The 17,128-nt window shown below is 59.0% G+C and carries 12 protein-coding genes and 1 other annotated feature; of the genes, 5 read left to right on the top strand and 7 right to left on the bottom strand.

Annotated features, from left to right (window positions below; genetic code table 11):
- Positions 1–209 precede the first annotated feature (209 nt).
- Genes leuD through AAAU26_RS04825 form a run of 3 tightly spaced genes read right to left on the bottom strand, consistent with a single transcriptional unit; the run spans position 210 to position 3,667 of the window.
- The gene (leuD, locus tag AAAU26_RS04835) at positions 210–698 is read right to left on the bottom strand and encodes a 3-isopropylmalate dehydratase small subunit (RefSeq protein ID WP_227618823.1); all 489 of its coding nucleotides are present in this window, start codon (positions 696–698) and stop codon (positions 210–212) included.
- A 17-nt stretch (positions 699–715) separates the two neighbouring features.
- Positions 716–1,975, bottom strand: a complete 1,260-nt coding sequence (gene leuC, locus AAAU26_RS04830; protein ID WP_158402789.1) for a 3-isopropylmalate dehydratase large subunit — start codon at positions 1,973–1,975, stop codon at positions 716–718.
- A 39-nt stretch (positions 1,976–2,014) separates the two neighbouring features.
- A complete protein-coding gene (locus AAAU26_RS04825; RefSeq protein WP_158400992.1) occupies positions 2,015–3,667 on the bottom strand; it encodes a 2-isopropylmalate synthase in 1,653 nt (550 codons plus the stop codon).
- 148 nt (positions 3,668–3,815) lie between these two features.
- Positions 3,816–4,079, bottom strand: a binding site (T-box leader).
- Between the two features lie 231 nt (positions 4,080–4,310).
- Here AAAU26_RS04825 and ftsH point away from each other — a divergent pair.
- Positions 4,311–6,146: an ATP-dependent zinc metalloprotease FtsH gene (gene ftsH / locus AAAU26_RS04820; protein WP_227618824.1), complete on the top strand. Its 1,836-nt coding sequence runs from the start codon at positions 4,311–4,313 to the stop codon at positions 6,144–6,146.
- Positions 6,147–6,312: 166 nt separating this feature from the next.
- Positions 6,313–6,942, top strand: a complete 630-nt coding sequence (locus tag AAAU26_RS04815) for a transcriptional regulator, IclR family protein (protein WP_227618825.1) — start codon at positions 6,313–6,315, stop codon at positions 6,940–6,942.
- A gap of 94 nt (positions 6,943–7,036) precedes the next feature.
- Here the strand turns inward: AAAU26_RS04815 and dnaK are convergent, their stop codons facing one another.
- Together dnaK and AAAU26_RS04805 are read right to left on the bottom strand one after the other, a co-directional pair.
- Positions 7,037–8,851 (bottom strand): molecular chaperone DnaK, encoded by a 1,815-nt coding sequence (dnaK, locus tag AAAU26_RS04810; protein ID WP_149794426.1) that lies wholly within the window; start codon positions 8,849–8,851, stop codon positions 7,037–7,039.
- Positions 8,852–8,957: 106 nt separating this feature from the next.
- A complete protein-coding gene (locus AAAU26_RS04805; RefSeq protein WP_227618826.1) occupies positions 8,958–10,013 on the bottom strand; it encodes an SseB family protein in 1,056 nt (351 codons plus the stop codon).
- A gap of 190 nt (positions 10,014–10,203) precedes the next feature.
- Here AAAU26_RS04805 and AAAU26_RS04800 point away from each other — a divergent pair, with 190 nt between their 5' ends.
- The 3 genes from AAAU26_RS04800 (at position 10,204) to AAAU26_RS04790 (ending at position 15,197) form a co-directional block, all read left to right on the top strand.
- The gene (locus AAAU26_RS04800; protein ID WP_320443573.1) at positions 10,204–11,943 is read left to right on the top strand and encodes an ABC transporter ATP-binding protein; all 1,740 of its coding nucleotides are present in this window, start codon (positions 10,204–10,206) and stop codon (positions 11,941–11,943) included.
- Positions 11,940–13,715: an ABC transporter ATP-binding protein gene (locus AAAU26_RS04795; RefSeq protein WP_227618827.1), complete on the top strand. Its 1,776-nt coding sequence runs from the start codon at positions 11,940–11,942 to the stop codon at positions 13,713–13,715. The genes AAAU26_RS04800 and AAAU26_RS04795 overlap by 4 nt, the downstream gene beginning before the upstream one ends.
- A gap of 138 nt (positions 13,716–13,853) precedes the next feature.
- Complete coding sequence (locus AAAU26_RS04790) at positions 13,854–15,197, top strand: MATE family efflux transporter (RefSeq protein ID WP_217210508.1); 1,344 nt, start codon at positions 13,854–13,856, stop codon at positions 15,195–15,197.
- A gap of 301 nt (positions 15,198–15,498) precedes the next feature.
- Here AAAU26_RS04790 and AAAU26_RS04785 read toward each other — a convergent pair whose 3' ends face one another.
- A complete protein-coding gene (locus tag AAAU26_RS04785) occupies positions 15,499–16,452 on the bottom strand; it encodes an FKBP-type peptidylprolyl isomerase (RefSeq protein ID WP_227618828.1) in 954 nt (317 codons plus the stop codon).
- A gap of 15 nt (positions 16,453–16,467) precedes the next feature.
- Positions 16,468–16,842 carry a DUF3592 domain-containing protein gene (locus AAAU26_RS04780; protein WP_207677009.1) on the bottom strand — a complete coding sequence of 125 codons (375 nt, stop codon included), beginning with the start codon at positions 16,840–16,842 and terminating at the stop codon, positions 16,468–16,470.
- Positions 16,843–17,128 lie beyond the last annotated feature (286 nt).

Raw genomic sequence — 17,128 nt, 5'->3', positions numbered from 1 at the left:
AAGAGAACCAGAAAACCACCAGCGATTTCGACGCGCTGGACCCACGAGAAAGGGGCTGCTCGCCCCTTTCAGACCCCAACGGAGAAGTCGAAACGGAAAAAAGCTAGCCGCTTCGCTAAACGCTTTTTTCTCGTTTCTCCGTTTTACGGCTTCGCCGATGGTGTTACATCTCTGATAAACTTTACGTCCAGCAAAGAGGCAATGCCGCTTTACTTCTTCGTCAGCGACTTCATCAGACCGCCGTCGGCGATGATCTTCTGGATGAACGGCGGGAAGGGTTCGGCCTGGAAAGTCTTGCCGGTGGTCTCATCGGTGATGACGCCGGTATCAAAATCCACGCTGACAGTATCGCCTGCGCTGATGGCGTCCACGGCCTCGGGGCATTCCATGATGGGCAGGCCGATGTTGATGCTGTTGCGGTAGAAGATGCGTGCGAAGCTCTTGGCGATGACGACAGAGATTCCGGCGGTCTTGATGGCCAGCGGTGCGTGCTCACGGGAGGAGCCGCAGCCGAAGTTCCAACCGCCCACCATGATGTCGCCGTCCTTGACGTTGTTGATGAAGTCCTTGTCAATGTCCTCCATGCAGTGGCTGGCCAGCTCTCTGGCATCCTGCGTGTTCAGGTGGCGGGCCGGGATGATGACGTCGGTATCCACGTTATCCGGGTATTTGAAAACAGAACCGTTTGCGTTGTTCATGGGTGACTCTCCTTTTCTCAGACCGTGCGGGGGTCGGTGATGTAGCCGGTCAGTGCGCTGGCGGCAGCGGTAGCGGGCGAAGCCAGATACACCTCGCTCTTGACGTGGCCCATGCGGCCCACGAAGTTGCGGTTGGTGGTGGAGACGCAGCGCTCACCCTCGGCGAGGATGCCCATGTAGCCGCCGAGGCAGGGGCCGCAGGTGGGGGTGGAGACGATGCAGCCCGCGTCGATGAAGGCCGTCGTCCAGCCGCGGAGGATGCACTCCTTGTACACGGCCATGGTGGCGGGGATGATGATGCCGCGCACGCCCTTTGCGATGTGTTTGCCCTTCAGGATGTTGTAAGCGGCCTCCATATCCTCGAGGCGGCCATTGGTGCAGCTGCCGATGACCACCTGGTCGATTTTGATGTCCTTGCCCTCGCTGGCGGGGTGGGTGTTCTCGGGCAGGTGGGGGTAGCTGACGGTCGGCTCGAGGGCAGAGAGGTCGATTTCAATGGTCTTCTCATACTCGGCGTCCGGGTCGGCCTCATAGAACACCGGCTCGCGCTGGCTGCGGCCCTTGAGATAAGCCTTGGTCACGTCGTCCACGGGGAAGATGCCGTTCTTGGCACCGGCCTCGATGGCCATGTTGCAGATGCTCAGGCGGTCGTCCATGGAGAGGGAAGCGACGCCCGGGCCGGTGAACTCCATCGACTTATACAGCGCACCATCCACGCCGATCATACCGATGATGTGGAGGATGAGGTCTTTGCCGGAAACTTTCGGCGGCAGCTTGCCGTTCAGCACGAACTTGATGGCGGCAGGCACCTTGAACCATGCCATGCCGGTAGCCATGCCGGCGGCCATATCGGTGGAGCCAACGCCGGTGGAGAATGCGCCCAGTGCGCCGTAAGTACAGGTGTGGCTGTCGGCGCCGATGACGCAGTCACCGGCTGTCACGATGCCTTTTTCGGGCAGCAGAGCGTGCTCGATGCCCATCTGGCCCACATCGTAGAAATTGAGGATGTCGTACTTGTTGGCGAACTCGCGGCACTGCTTGGACTGGGTCGCGCTCTTGATGTCCTTGTTGGGAACGAAGTGGTCGAGGACGATGGCGATGTGCTCTTTGTCGAACACGCCGTTGAAGCCCGCCTTTTCGAACTCGTTGATGGCGACGGGGGTAGTGATGTCATTGCCCAGCACGATGTCGAGCTTGGCGTTGATGAGCTGGCCTGCCTTGACCTCGGCGAGGCCTGCGTGTGCGGCCAGAATTTTCTGCGTCTGGGTCATTCCCATGGTTCATTCTCCTTTTGATACTCTCTCAAAAATCTCTCTTTATTTATTGTTGATCGCGCTGACCAGTGCATGGATACCGGCCACGATAATATCGGTATCGGTGCCTGCACCCCAGGTGACGATGCCGTCGCCCCACTCGAGGCCGACGTAGGAAGCGGCGCGGGAGGTGGAGCCTTCGTCCAGACTGTGCTCGGAGTAAGTTTCCAGGTGGAAGTCCATGCCGGTGGCGCTCTGGATAGCGTTTGCCACAGCATCCAAACGGCCATTACCCACCGAGGTGACCACCTTGCGCTGACCGTTCAGATCCAGCGTGACGGTGGCGGTGATGCCGTTGACCTGTGCAAAGTGGGCCTCGACGACAGACAGGGGCTTCGACTTGTTGAGGAAGGTATCCTCGAAGATGTGGAGCACTTCGCCTGCGCTCAGCTCCTTGTGGCTGTGGTCGGACACGCTCTTGACCTTGTAGCCCAGCGCCTCGCGCATCTTGGCGGGCAGGTTGTAGCCGTAGTTCTGCTCCAGCACGAAGCCGATGCCGCCCTTGCCGCTCTGGCTGTTGATGCGGATGACGTCGGCGTCGTAGGTGCGGCCGATGTCGTGGGGGTCCACCGGGATATAGGGGCAGGTCCAGCGGTGGTCGCCCTTCTCCTTGCGGTAGGCCATGCCCTTTGCAATGGCGTCCTGATGGCTGCCCGAGAAGGCGGCGAACACCAGCTGGCCGGCGTAGGGGGTGCGCTCGTAGATGTGCATCCGGGTGACCCGCTCATAGGTGGCGCAGATGGCGGGCATATCGGAGAAGTCCAGCTTCGGGTCTACGCCGTGGCTGTACATATTCATGGCGAGGGTCACAGCGTCCACGTTGCCGGTGCGCTCGCCGTTGCCGAAGAGGCAGCACTCCACCCGCTGAGCGCCTGCCAGAACGGCCAGCTCTGCACAGGCGACGCCGGTGCCGCGGTCATTATGCGGGTGGGTGGAGATGATGACGCTGTCGCGGTACTTGAGGTGCTTGTCGCAATACTCAATTTGATTTGCATAGACATGGGGCATACTCATCTCGACCGTGACCGGCAGGTTGATGATCATGGGGCGGTCGGGGGTGGGCTGCATGATGTCCAGGACCGCGTTGCAGACCTCAACGGCGTAGTCCACCTCGGTGCCGGTGAAGCTCTCGGGGCTGTACTCGAAGAGGAAGTTGCCCTCATACTCCTCGCTCAGCTGCTTGACCAGCTTTGCGCCGTCCACGGCGATCTGCTTGATCTCCTCCTTAGACTTGTGGAACACCTGCTCGCGCTGGGCGACGGAGGTGGAATTATAGAAGTGGATGACCGCACGAGGTGCGCCCTTGACAGCCTCGAAGGTGCGGCGGATGATATGGTCGCGGCACTGGGTCAGCACCTGCACGGTGACATCGTCGGGGATCATGTTCTTCTCGATGAGAGTACGGAGGAACTCGTACTCCGTCTCGCTGGCGGCCGGGAAGCCGACTTCGATTTCCTTGAAGCCAATTTTGACCAGCATCTGGAAGAATTCCAGCTTTTCCTCGAGGCTCATGGGGACGATAAGGGCCTGATTGCCGTCGCGCAGGTCCACGCTGCACCAGGTGGGAGCTTTCTCGATGTGGTCTTTCTTGACCCAGCTGTCATAGCCGGCGGGGACCGGGTAATATCCCGGTGCGTACTTGGTAGCGTCCATCATAATTCTTGTCCTCCATTTTTGCTGTGTCAACCTCTCAGTCTCGCATTCGCTCGACAGGGCCGGGTTGCGGCAGCGCGTCAGCGCTGACTGAGAGGTTGACTCCTTTTATCAAACGAAAAGGCTCCCGTCTCTCAAAGGACGAAATCCCCTGAGAGACGAGAGCCTGTAATTTCTGTTACAGGGCACCCGTGGTACCACTCTCTTTGCTGTGCCAAAAGCACAGCCGCTCTGCACGATCGGCTTTTTGAGGCGAATCGCTGCCCTTATAACGGTGGGCTTCCGTCAGGACCTACTGTCTGCTTCAGTCCTGCCGCTCAGGGGCCAGTAACCGAGACCCTCTGCACCGCCTTGCACCATCCGGCGGCTCTCTGCACGCAGAAGAAAATCGTTTTTTCCCCGTCAACGCATTTGCGCTTTGTTCAAAGTGGTTTCATTTTAGCAAAACCCGCCGCCCCTGTCAAGCAGTTTTGCTCACAATTAAAATGAAACGATTTCACATAAATAGCAGCATAAATTTTCAAAATTTGCGGGTGGATTCTTTGCTTTGTTAAGAATCTGCGAAGTTTTTGCAAAGTTCGCCTCGAAACGCTGGTTTCTGAAATGGCGTCGTGGTATGCTGGTTGCAACACAAGGAGGGATCCCCATGAAAGAAGTCAAGACCCCCAAAAAGCCATTGGCTATTTACTACGCCATTGTATTACTGGTGCTGATGCTGCTCAACTTCGTGCTCGTGCCGTGGATGAGCGAACGGCAGGTAAAAGAAGTGGACTACGGCACCTTCATGTCTATGACCGAGGACAAAGACATCGGCCGGGTGGATGTGGAATCGAACCAGATCATCTTTACTGATAAAGACGAAAAGCAAATTTACAAGACCGGCCTGATGAACGACCCTGACCTGACCCAGCGCCTCTACGACGCAGGCGCACAGTTTTCCAGCGAGATTGTCGAGCAGGCTTCGCCCCTGATGAGCTTTCTGCTGAGCTTTGTGCTGCCCATCGTCCTCTTCGTCTGTCTGGGCAATTTCATGAACAAAAAGCTCATGGAAAAGGCCGGCGGCGCGAACTCAATGATGTTCGGCGGCGTGGGTAAGTCCAACGCCAAGGTCTACGTCCAGTCCACCCACGGCATCCGCTTTGCGGATGTGGCCGGCGAAGATGAGGCCAAAGAGAACTTACAGGAGATCGTAGATTATCTGCACGACCCCAAGAAATACGAAGAGATCGGTGCCTCGATGCCCAAGGGCATCCTGCTCGTCGGCCCTCCGGGTACCGGCAAGACCATGCTGGCAAAGGCCGTGGCGGGCGAATCCAACGTGCCGTTCTTCTCCATCTCCGGCTCGGAGTTTGTGGAGATGTTCGTGGGCATGGGCGCGTCCAAAGTCCGTGATTTGTTCAAGCAGGCCAAGGAAAAAGCCCCCTGCATCGTGTTCATCGACGAGATAGACGCCATTGGCCAGAAGCGCAACAGCGGCCAGCTGGGCGGCAACGACGAGCGCGAGCAGACCCTGAACCAGCTGCTCACCGAGATGGACGGCTTCGAGGGCAACAGCGGCGTCATCATCCTCGCGGCCACCAACCGTCCGGATTCCCTTGACCCGGCTCTGACCCGTCCCGGCCGCTTTGACCGCCGTGTTCCTGTGGAACTGCCCGACCTCAAGGGCCGCGAAGAGATCCTGAAGGTCCACGCCAAGAAAGTCGCTCTTGCCCCCGGCATCGACTTCAACACCGTGGCCCGGATGGCCTCCGGTGCCTCCGGCGCAGAGCTGGCCAACATCGTCAACGAAGCCGCCCTGCGGGCCGTGCGCGCCGGCCGCAAGTCGGTCACGGAAGCCGACCTCGAGGAGAGCATCGAGGTGGTCATTGCAGGCTACCAGAAGAAGAACTCCATCCTCACCGACAAGGAAAAGTGCATCGTAGCCTATCATGAGATCGGCCACGCACTGGTGGCGGCGCTTCAGAATCACTCCGCACCCGTGCAGAAGATCACCATCATCCCCCGCACCTCGGGCGCACTGGGCTACACCATGCAGGTCGAAGAAGGCAACCACTACCTGATGACCAAGGAAGAGCTGGAAAATAAGATCGCCACCCTCACCGGCGGACGTGCTGCCGAGGAAGTGGTGTTCGGCTCCATCACCACCGGCGCGTCCAACGACATCGAGCAGGCCACCAAGCTTGCCCGCGCCATGCTCACCCGTTACGGCATGAGCAAAGAGTTCGACATGGTGGCCCTGGAGACGGTGAACAACCAGTATCTGGGCGGCGACACCTCGCTGGCCTGCTCGGCCCAGACCCAGCGCGAGATCGACCAGCGGGTCGTGGAGCTGGTAAAGGTCCAGCACGAAAAGGCCATCAAGATCCTCACCGACAACCGTGCAAAGCTCGACGAGCTGGCGAAGTACCTTTATGAAAAGGAGACCATCACCGGCGACGAGTTCATGGCTATCCTTGAGGAAAAAGATTCCAGCAAAAATTAAAATAGGATCTCTGCAATAATCCAGCCGCCGTATCCGTATTCATTACAGATACGGCGGTTTTCTGATACGCCGTACCGCTGATAAAAGCATTTGGGATAAACCTCTCCGTCAGCGCACCAGCGCTGACGGAGAGGTTGACTTCCTACATCTACAGGAGGATACTACTATGAGACTGCTGAACAAGAACACTGCCCGCCGCGCTGCCGCTGCTGCCGCTCTGCTGACCATGACCGCCGCCATGAGCGTGGGTGCCTTTGCCGCCGACGCCGAGGACGTGACCGTTGCCGGTTATCTGCCCCCTCAGTCGTCCGAGGTCATGGTTCAGGGTGACATTGCTCTCCACTCTGACGTTCCGGTGGGGGAGGTAGACCCCAACTACGGCGGCTACGCTTCCCCGGTGGAGAACCCCATTCAGGGCAACGTGATGATGATCTCCGACGAAACTCCCCTGCCCTCTGACACGCCGGTGGAGAAGAGCGAAGCCCGCTACACCGTCAAGGGCCTGCTGGGCAAGCAGGTGCTCTACACCGCCCGTCAGGAAGGCCGCGTGCTGACGCTGGACGCCCCCGATGACAACGCCACCTTCCGCACCACCATCCTCGACATGCAGACCCTGATGAATCAGGGCGTAAGCACGCTGGTGCTCAAGACCGGCAAGACTTCCACCACTCTGAACCTGACTCTGCTGTGCCAGGATCAGAAGCCCGGCACCCGGGTCACTCTGCGCCACCTCGGCAGCAGCGCTCACCTCACCGTGGGCTTCCGCAGCCGCCGCGATCTCATCGTTGGCCGATAAGCTTTTCCCTCTCTCCTCTTCGTTTTCCATAGATACTTTTTCCCTCAGACGCAAAAGACCCCCGCTGCAAACACAGCGGGGGTCTTACTGTTTATCAAATGGTCCCGTCCGAGCCGTTCTCGCTCTGCTCCGATGCATAGAGCACCATCAGGTGGTTTGCGGATGCTTCGAGCTGGCTCTTGGCCTGACGGAGGTTCGCTTCTTCCGTCTCGTTCATCTTTTCGGGTTTATCCTTCCGCAGGCAGCGGCGGAGATTCGCCACATCGGCTTTGATGCGGTTCTTCTCCTCTTTATCCAGCTCCTTCTTGCACTTGGAGAGGGCCTCGTCCACCTTATAAGCCAGCACCTCGGCCTGATTGTGGAGGTCAAGCCGCTCTTTGCGGCGGCTGTCCTCGGCCTCGTAGGCGGCCGCGTCGGCCATGGCACGCTGGATCTCATTCTCCGAGAGGTTCGTGCTGCCGGTGATGGTGATGTTCTGCTCCCGGCCGGTGCCGAGGTCTTTGGCCGAGACTTTCACGACGCCGTTGACGTCAATATCAAAGGTGACTTCGATTTGGGGCTTGGACGAGAAGCTGGCCCGGATGCCGTTCAGCTTGAACTTGCCGAGGCTCTTATTGTCGCGGGCGAAATGCCGCTCACCCTGCAGGACGTTGATCTCCACACTGGTCTGCATGGGGCGGGCCGTGGTGAATATCTGGCTCTTGCGGGTGGGTATCATGCTGTTGCGGGTGATGAGGGGGGTCGCCACGCCGCCCAGTGTCTCGATCGAGAGGGTCAGCGGGGTGACGTCCATCAGCACAAGGCCCTGCGCCGCTGCACCAGAAGCGCCAGCCAGCTTGCCGCCGCCCTGTAACAGACCGCCCTGCACAGCGGCACCCATCGCCACGCATTCGTCGGGGTTGAGGCTGTGGCTCGGTTCACAGCCCAGCAGTTCCTTCACCTGACGCTCGACGGCAGGCATCCGGGTGCTGCCGCCGACGAGAAGGACTTTGCCCAGCTGCGAAGCCGAGATGCCGGCATCCCGCAGCGCGTTCTGCACCGGGGCCACCGTCCGTGCCAGCAGGTCGCCGGTCATCATCTCGAACTGGGGGCGGGAGATGGTCAGATCGAGGTGGTGGGGGCCATCCTTGCCCACAGCGATGAAGGGCAGATTGAGCTGGGCCGAGAGGGCGCTGGACAGCTCTTTCTTGGCCTTTTCGGCCTCTTCTTTCAGGCGTCCCATGGCGGCGGGGTCGCGGGAGAGGTCGATGCGGTCCGATTTCTTGAACTCTGCCACGGCGTATTCCACGATGCGCTGGTCGAAGTCGTCACCGCCGAGGCGGGTATCGCCGCCGGTGGCCAGCACCGTAAAGGTGCCGTCTTCGATCTCGATGATGGAGACGTCGAAGGTGCCGCCGCCGAGGTCGTAGACCAGGATCTTCTGGGGCGCTTCGTTGTCAAGGCCGTAGGCCACAGCGGCGGCGGTAGGCTCATTGATAATGCGCAGGACGTTCAGGCCTGCGATGCGGCCCGCATCCTGGGTGGCCTTGCGCTGGCTGTCGTCAAAGTAAGCGGGGACGGTGATGACGGCCTCCGTCACCGGCTCACCCAAGTAGCTCTCGGCGTCGCGGCGTATCTTGGTCAGTATCATGGCGCTGATCTCCTGCGGAGTCAGGTCTTTGCCGTCGATGTGGACGCGGTAATCGCTGCCCATATGCCGCTTGATGCTGGACACCGTCCGGCCGGAGTTGGTGGCAAGCTGGCGCTTTGCCGCGCCGCCCACCAGACGCTCGCCGTCTTTGGTGAACGCCACCACGCTGGGGGTGGTGCGCTCTCCCTCTGCGTTGGTGATGACGACGGGCTTGCCGCCCTCCACCACTGCCACGCAGCTGTTCGTGGTGCCAAGGTCAATACCGATCACTTTGCTCATTCTGGTCGTCCTCTCTGTTTTTGCGACGCGCATATTTTTCCTTCAATATCATATCGGTTCCGTATGACGATTTCTTAGAGCATTTGTAAAGATTTTGTGTTTCCGCTCATTCTCTCTCGAGCAGCTGGCGGATGACGGCCTCCGTCTCGTCCAGCCAGCTCTGGGCCGTCTCGTCCCCCTCTTCTTTGCGGACGAGGAAGCCCTGCTTCGCCTCAGCCAGCTGAGCCAGCGCCTTTTTGCGGGAGATATACTGGGTCTCATACTGGGCCACCCGCAGGCAGACCTGCGGCATATAGGCAATGTCGGGGGTGGAGGCGCAGAGTTTCTGAGCCTTGCGGTAGGCCCGCAGAGCCGCACCGGCCCCTTTTCCCTGCACCATGGCATCGTCGCCCAGCGCCACCCATGCGGCCACATCGCCGGCGTCGGCAGCTTTTTTCCAGAACTTGCGGGCCTGTGCAGGGCTCTTGCGGCAGCCCCGGCCCTCGTAGAGCATCTCGCCCATCATGGCAAGGCCCTCGGCGCAGCCCTCTTCGGCAGAGAGCTGATAATAGTGCATCGCGTCGTCCCAGCGTTCCTCGGCCATGGCATGGTTGCCGGCCCGCAGCTCCGCTTCGCCCGGCTCATCGGTGTCGTGGCTGGCGTGGAGCAGACCGTTCAAAAGCGAGCAGTCCAGCGTGGCAGAGCTGGTCCACGGGTCGATGACCACGCCGTCGATGCTGTCCGAGTCCAGCGCCATCTGCATGGCGGAAGCCAGAAGCCGTTCCGCCATAGGGCGGCTGGCCGTGCCTTTATCGGCCTCCGCCATCTTCACTGAGGTGAACACCGGCAGGTAACACCGGCCCTTCTGGGTACGCAGGGTCCAGGGCTGCAGGTCTTTCGCTTTCTCCGCCGGGACAGGATGCTCCGCCCACGGGGCGGCCCCGTCCGGCTGGTCGGACGCAGCTTCCAGCGGCACCAGGACCCTGGTGTCCAGCTCGAGGGCATAGTTGATGGCGTTCATCAGCGCCCAGAAGCTCTCCTCGTTCTGGCCCTTATAGAGCACTGCCACAGCCCGCTCTATCGCCGGACAGCCCGTACCCAGCGGCCCGTATTCCGGCAGCTTTTTGCGGTCTGCCGCGCCCACCGGGCGCAGCCGCAGCCGTGCCGCACCATCTTTTGCCATTGCATCCACCATTCTTTCCGTTGAGATTCCTTTCCAGTATAGCAGGATTTTCCGGTTTTCTCAATCTCCGGAGCCGAAATCTGCATCCAGAGCCGGTTTTCTTTGGCAAAAAACATAGCATTCCTGTTGGGAGTGCGTTATAATAAGGAGCGTCTCGACTAAATGTATGAAAGAAAGGGAGTATCGAGCCTTGAACAAAATGCTTCGCTATCTCAGCGACTACAAGCGCGAGAGCGTGCTTGCACCGCTTTTCAAGATGCTGGAAGCTACGTTTGACCTGTTCGTGCCGCTTGTGATGGCCGACATCGTCAACGTGGGTATCGCGGCCCACGATTTCCACTACATCCTCGTGCGGTGCGGCATCCTGCTGCTTCTGGCCATCGTCGGCCTCGCGTGCAGCCTGACGGCCCAATACTTCTCGGCCAAAGCCGCCGTGGGTTATTCCACCGGTCTGCGTCATGCGCTGTTTGAGCACATCCAGACGCTGAGCTTTTCCGAGATGGACACCATGGGCACCAGCACCCTCATCACCCGGATGACCAGCGACGTCAATCAGGTGCAGAGCGGATTGAACCTCTTCCTCCGCCTGTTCCTGCGCAGCCCCTTCGTGGTGTTCGGCGCCATGATCATGGCCTTTACGGTCAACTTCCGCGCCGCCCTCATCTTCGTGGTGGCTATCCCGCTGCTGAGCGTCGTGGTCTTCGGCGTCATGGTCATCACCCGGCCGCTCTATAAGTCGGTGCAGACCCGCCTCGACCGGGTTCTGGGCCTCACCCGCGAAAACCTGACCGGCGTGCGCGTCGTCCGCGCCTTCGACAAGGAAAAGAGCGAGGTGGACCGCTTCGAGGACGCCAATGAACTGCTGACCAAAATACAGCTCCACGTGGGCCACATCTCCGCCCTGATGAACCCGCTGACCTACGTTATCATCAACCTTGCCATCGTGGCGCTGCTGTATGTAGGCAGCATCGAGATAAGCATCGGCGGCATGGCCTCCGGCGACGTCATCGCGCTGGTCAACTATATGAACCAGATCCTGGTCGAGCTGGTCAAGCTGGCCAACCTCATCGTTCAGGTGAGCAAGGCTCTGGCCTGTGCAGGCCGTGTGCAGGCGGTTCTGGACACAAAGCCCGGCATGGAGTTCCCGGCTGAGCTCACCGGCAATGTTCCGGCGGAAAAGGCCGACGACGCCGTCCGTTTCGACCATGTGAGCCTGACCTATAAGGGCGCAGGCGCACCCAGCCTCTCTGACATCAATTTCACCGCCAAGCGCGGCCAGACCATCGGCGTCATCGGCGGCACCGGCAGCGGCAAATCCAGCCTCATCAGCCTCATCCCCCGCTTCTACGACGCCACCGAGGGCAGTGTGGAGATCATGGGCCGACCGGTCCGGCAGTACCCTCGCGCCGACCTGCGCGGCAAGGTGGCTGTGGTCATGCAGAAGGCCCAGCTCTTCGGCGGCACCATCCGCTCCAACCTGCTCTGGGGCAGTCAGAATGCCTCCGACGCCGACCTCTGGGCTGCGCTGGAAACGGCACAGGCTGCGGAGTTCGTGAAAGCCAAGCCCCTCGGCCTCGACGAGCCGGTGGAGCAGGGCGGACGCAACCTCTCCGGCGGTCAGAAACAGCGTCTGACCATCGCCCGCGCCCTCGTAGGCAAGCCGGACATCCTCATCCTCGACGACAGTGCCAGCGCACTGGACTACGCCACCGACGCGGCCCTGCGCAAGGCTCTGGCTGCTCTGCCGGGCGATCTGACCGTCTTCATCGTCAGCCAGCGCGCCGCCAGCCTGCAGCACGCCGACCAGATCATCGTGCTGGACGATGGCCGCATGGTGGGCCTTGGCCGTCACGCCGAGCTGCTGGAAAGCTGCCCGGTCTACAAGGAAATTTACGAGAGCCAGTTCAAGAAAGGGGATGCGCAGAAATGAGTGCAAAAGCAAAAAGCAAGCTGACCCCTGAACAGCAGAAGGCCACCATGACCCGGGTGCTGCAGAAAATCAAGCCCTACGGCTTCTTCGTGGTGTGCAGCCTCATCGTGGCCGCTGTGAGCGTGGCGGCCCAGCTGTATATCCCCATCCTCTGCGGCAGTGCCATCGACATGATGCTGGGCAAAGGTGCCGTGGACCACGCGGGCGTGCTGCGCATCATCTACGAGATCATCGTGGTGGCTGTTGTCGCCGCCTTTGCGCAGTGGCTGCTGAGCGTCTGCAACAACCGCATCACCTTCGCAGTCAGCCGTGACCTGCGCAACGCCGCCATGCGGAAGATCCAGACCCTTTCCCTCTCTTACCTCGACAGCCATCCTTCCGGCGACATCGTGAGCCGGATGGTGGCCGATGTGGATACCTTCGCGGACGGCCTGCTGATGGGCTTCACCCAGCTGTTCTCGGGTGTGCTGACCATCCTCGGCACTCTGCTCTTCATGTTGCAGCAGAATGTCCCCATCACGCTGGTGGTGGTCTGCATCACCCCGCTGAGCCTTGTGGTGGCCAGCTTTCTCGCAAAGCGTAGCTACAAGTATTTCCAGAGCCAGAGCACCGTGCGCGGCGAGCAGACTGCCCTTGTCAACGAGATGATAGAGGGTCAGAAGGTCGTGCAGGCCTTCGGCCACGAGGCCCAGAGCCTCGAGGCTTTTGACGAGGTGAATGGCCGACTGCAGAACGTGAGCCTGAAGGCCATCTTCTTCTCCAGCATGACCAACCCCGCCACCCGCTTCGTCAACAACATCGTCTACGCAGGCGTCGGCCTCGTGGGCGCGATCTATGCCGTAGCCGGAGGCATCACCATCGGCCAGCTGAGCATCTTCCTGAACTACGCCAACCAGTACACCAAGCCCTTCAACGAAATTTCCGGCGTCGTGACCGAGCTGCAGAACGCTCTGGCCTGCGCAGCCCGCGTGTTCGAGCTGCTGGACGCCGAAGACCAGACCCCCGAAGCGGAGAACGCCGCAAAGCTCGTGCCGGACGGCCACGTCCAGATCGAGGACGTCTCTTTCCGCTATCTGCCCGACCGCCCGCTCATCGAGGGCCTGTCTCTGGACATCAAGCCCGGCCAGCGCATCGCCATCGTCGGCCCCACCGGCTGCGGCAAGACCACCCTCATCAACCTGCTCATGCGGTTCTATGATGTCAACGGCGGCTCCATCAAAGTCTCCGGCACCGACATCCGGGACGTGACCCGCGCCTCGCTGCGCGGCAGCTACGGCATGGTGTTACAAGATACCTGGCTCCGGGCCGGCACCGTGCGGGAGAACATCGCCTACGGCAAGCCGGACGCCCCCCTCGACGAGGTGGTGGCTGCGGCCAAGGCAGCCCATGCCGACAGCTTCATCCGCCGCCTGCCCGAGGGCTACGACACCGTCATCGCCGAGGACGGCGGCAACATCAGCCAGGGCCAGAAGCAGCTGCTCTGCATCGCCCGCGTGATGCTCTGTCTGCCCCCGATGCTGATTTTGGACGAGGCCACCTCCTCCATCGACACCCGCACCGAGGTGCGTATCCAGGCAGCCTTTGCCCGGATGATGCAGGGCCGCACCAGCTTCATCGTGGCACACCGCCTTTCCACCATCCGGGAGGCCGACGTCATCCTCGTGATGAAGGACGGCCACATCGTGGAGCAGGGCGACCACGATACCCTGCTGGCGCAGGGCGGCTTCTACGCCAAGCTCTACAACAGCCAATTCGAGGGTGTGGAGACTTAACGCTTCAACTTATAGCAATTCAACTTTTTAATGCAACAGCGGCGAATTGCATATCGAAAAGATGCCGTTTGAATGCTGCACTAATTTCTTGACTTGCGATAAAATTTGCGATAAACGATTTTTGGAAGGAATATAATCGTGTCGAAAGATGAATATTTGATTACAGATCCACCCCTTAAAGCGCTGACTGTTTTTGCGATGCCGATGATCCTTGGCAGCTTTTTTCAACAAGTATACAATATGGCCGATTCCATAATAGTTGGTCAATTTGTTGGCTCCTCGGCACTTGCGGCTGTTGGTGCTTGTGCTGCACTGACCAATGTTTTTATTTGTGTGGCGCTTGGTGCTGGTGTGGGCGCAGGTGTGCTTGTAAGCCGCTGTTTTGGTGCAAAAAATTATGGTAAAATGAAAACCATTGTGTCAACGTCCCTGATCAGCTTTTTGATCTTAAGCGTTGTCCTTGGTGTCTTTGGCTTTTGCTTTTCCCATTTCATGATGAGCGGATTACAGACCCCTGCCGATATATTGGAAGAAGCAGTATTGTATCTGCGTGTCTACTTTGTGGGTTTCCCGTTTCTATTCATGTACAACATTCTTTCCACCATGTTCACTTCCATCGGTGAATCCAAAATTCCGTTGGGACTGCTGATCTTCTCATCTATCCTGAATATTTTTATGGATCTCTGGATGGTGGCTGGTCTTGGTCTGGGGGTGTTTGGTGCAGCCCTTGCGACCTTGATCGCACAAGGAATTTCTGCCGTGTTTTCGTTTTTGATCTTTCTGTCTCGGATGCGGCAATACAAGAGCTCCTTTAGCAGGTTCGACCGGCAGGAGCTGTATTCCATGCTTCGCATTGCGGTACCATCGGTTTTGCAGCAGTCCACAGTGTCTATCGGTATGATGATCGTGCAGGCAGTGGTAAATCCCTTCGGCACACAGGCACTTGCCGGGTATGCGGCAACGATGCGGGTAGAAAATGTTTTTTCGCTGATCTTCGTATCCATCGGCAATGCAGTTTCGCCGTTTGTATCCCAGAATCTTGGCGCAAAGAAAATTGAGCGTATCAAAAAAGGTTATCATGCTGCACTGGTGTTGGATCTATGCTTTGCAGTTCTTGCTTTCGTGGTCATTGAAACACTGCACACACAGATTTCCTCGTTGTTCCTGGGAAAAGACGGAACCGCGTTGGCCTATCAGGTGTCTGGTGATTATATGAGATGGCTTGGTTACTTTTTCATCTTCATGGGCATCAAGATGGCAACTGATGGCGTTCTTCGCGGACTTGGAATCATGCGGCCGTTTCTTATTGCAAATATGGTAAACCTTGCAATCCGCTTGTCTGTTGCTTTGATTTGTGCACCGCGTTTTGGCATTGCTTTTGTTTGGCTTGCAGTCCCTGCAGGTTGGCTTGCAAACTTCCTTATTTCCTATGCGGCGCTCAGAAGATCGTGGCCAGAGGATAAAGCAGCGGTATCTCAATGATTTCATACAGTGGAGAGGTGCTTTGTTCTGACGGGTTTCACTTACAGAGAATGTGACGCGAAAAAAATTCGCCGGTGTTCCGTGTGATGATAAAAATAGCCCCCGGCAAGTGATAGGTGTATCGATTCGCCAGGCTCTCGATCTTTGTGCCGTCGATGAACACTTCCTCTTACAACAAAAAATGAGATAGGCAACCCCTTTCGGGGAAGTCTATCTCATTTTTTTCGTTGGGGCTATTTTGCAACAGCCCCATTTTTGTTTGCTCTGTTTTATTTTTTGCGGGTCGGCAATATTTTCTTTTTTACCTGTTTTCGGCTTTCAGCACCGTTGCCTCAGCAGGCGGCGGTGTGAGGGTGGAATGGGCCAGAATAAAGGCAGCGGCGTGGCTGGATGCGATGCGCTGGGCGGCGCGGCGGCGGTCGTTGGAAGCGAAGGTGTGCTCCCCGTCCCGCTTTGCGTCCCAGTGGGCAAGCTCGTCATCCACCTCGGCTTCCGTCGGCCAGAGCTCTTCTTTCTGCGCCACCAGCAGCAGACCCATCCGGCTGCGCAGTTTGCGCTCGGCCTCGGCGTGGAGCCAGGCTCGGAATTCTTCCACCGTCTGGCCCTGCACCTTTAAGTACTGGTCGAAATTGACGCCGTTGGCCTGCATCCGCAGATTGAACTGGCGCTGCTCGGCAAAGTAGTTGCCGGCCACCAGCTGCTTGGGCAGCGGGCCGGTGACGTGTGTACCCAGCTGGGCGATGAGGGCCTGTTCGGCCACGGCGCGGGCCTGCTGGCAGCGCTGGGCGTAGATGTCCTGCGTCACCTTGGCGCGGAGGGCGTGCTTGCCCTCAGCGTCGGCGGCGCGGTCTTCGTCACCGTGGCGGCGGTTTATTTCAAGCTCGATGGTCAGCTCCCGGATAGGCCGGGGCTGGATGGGCTGGGTAAAGCCGGTGTACTCTCCCAGTTCCAGCGGCGGCAGACAGAAGAACTGCGCCCCCGCCCGGAAGCCCTCGGCCCGATTCACGGCCAGAAGCTCAAAATCCGGGTCGGTGACGGGCTGCAAATCGTTTTCTTTCATCAGCTGGGCGAACAGGGGCGAGAAACCCTCCAGAATCGCCCGATTGACCGCCGCCGTCAGCAGGTCGTCCTCGTCCTGCGGAGCGTCCGGGGCCGCCTTTTCGGCCTGCACCGCCGCTTCCAGCTCTTCTGCTGCGGCGGAAAAGACCACCCGGCAGTCACCGGGTTCTGCCATGCCAAAATGTTCGAGTTTCATTTTCTTCTCCCCCTCTCAGCGGACGATGCCGGCCATCAGCACCAGCAGCACGATGCCCAGCACCACATACAGCACCTCTGCACCCAGGACGGACTTGTCGCCCTCGACGTACATCTCGGCGGGGTCGTCGGGGTTATAATAAAGGGTGACGACAGCTCCCTGTGCAAGCTCTCTGCCCTTGGCAGACTTGGGGTAATGGAGGCGGTGGGTGCCGCCAGCAGTGGTGAACTCCAACAGGTAGGCTTCGCCGTCCCTGCTCTGGACGGTGCCTGCCACAGCGGCCTCGACCTTTTCGCCCTTGGTCATGAGCTTGCGGCGTCTCGACCAGCTCCGCCATGCCATGTAGAACATGATGCCTGCACCGATGAGAAAGATAATGATGTTGAACATTCGCAGTTTCCCTCTTCCGTAAATAGTCCCGCCGGGCCGCTGCCCCGCAGGGGTAATATTTATTGTATCATACTCCACCGGATTTTTCGCCCCATTCGGCCTATACGGAATGCAACAATTTTCGCAAAAAAATTTGTCGTACTATTTTTGCAGAAAAAGCTTGACTTTCTTTGCACCTGTGGTATAATAATCATCGTTCCGAGCCGAACGGCAGCGAACAAAACAGAATATGCGGATATGGCGGAATTGGCAGACGCGTTAGATTCAGGTTCTAATCGGGGCAACT

Source organism: Faecalibacterium longum, assembly GCF_040094125.1.
Lineage (GTDB): Bacteria > Bacillota > Clostridia > Oscillospirales > Ruminococcaceae > Faecalibacterium > Faecalibacterium longum.
This window is presented reverse-complemented; position numbering and strand designations above follow the sequence as displayed.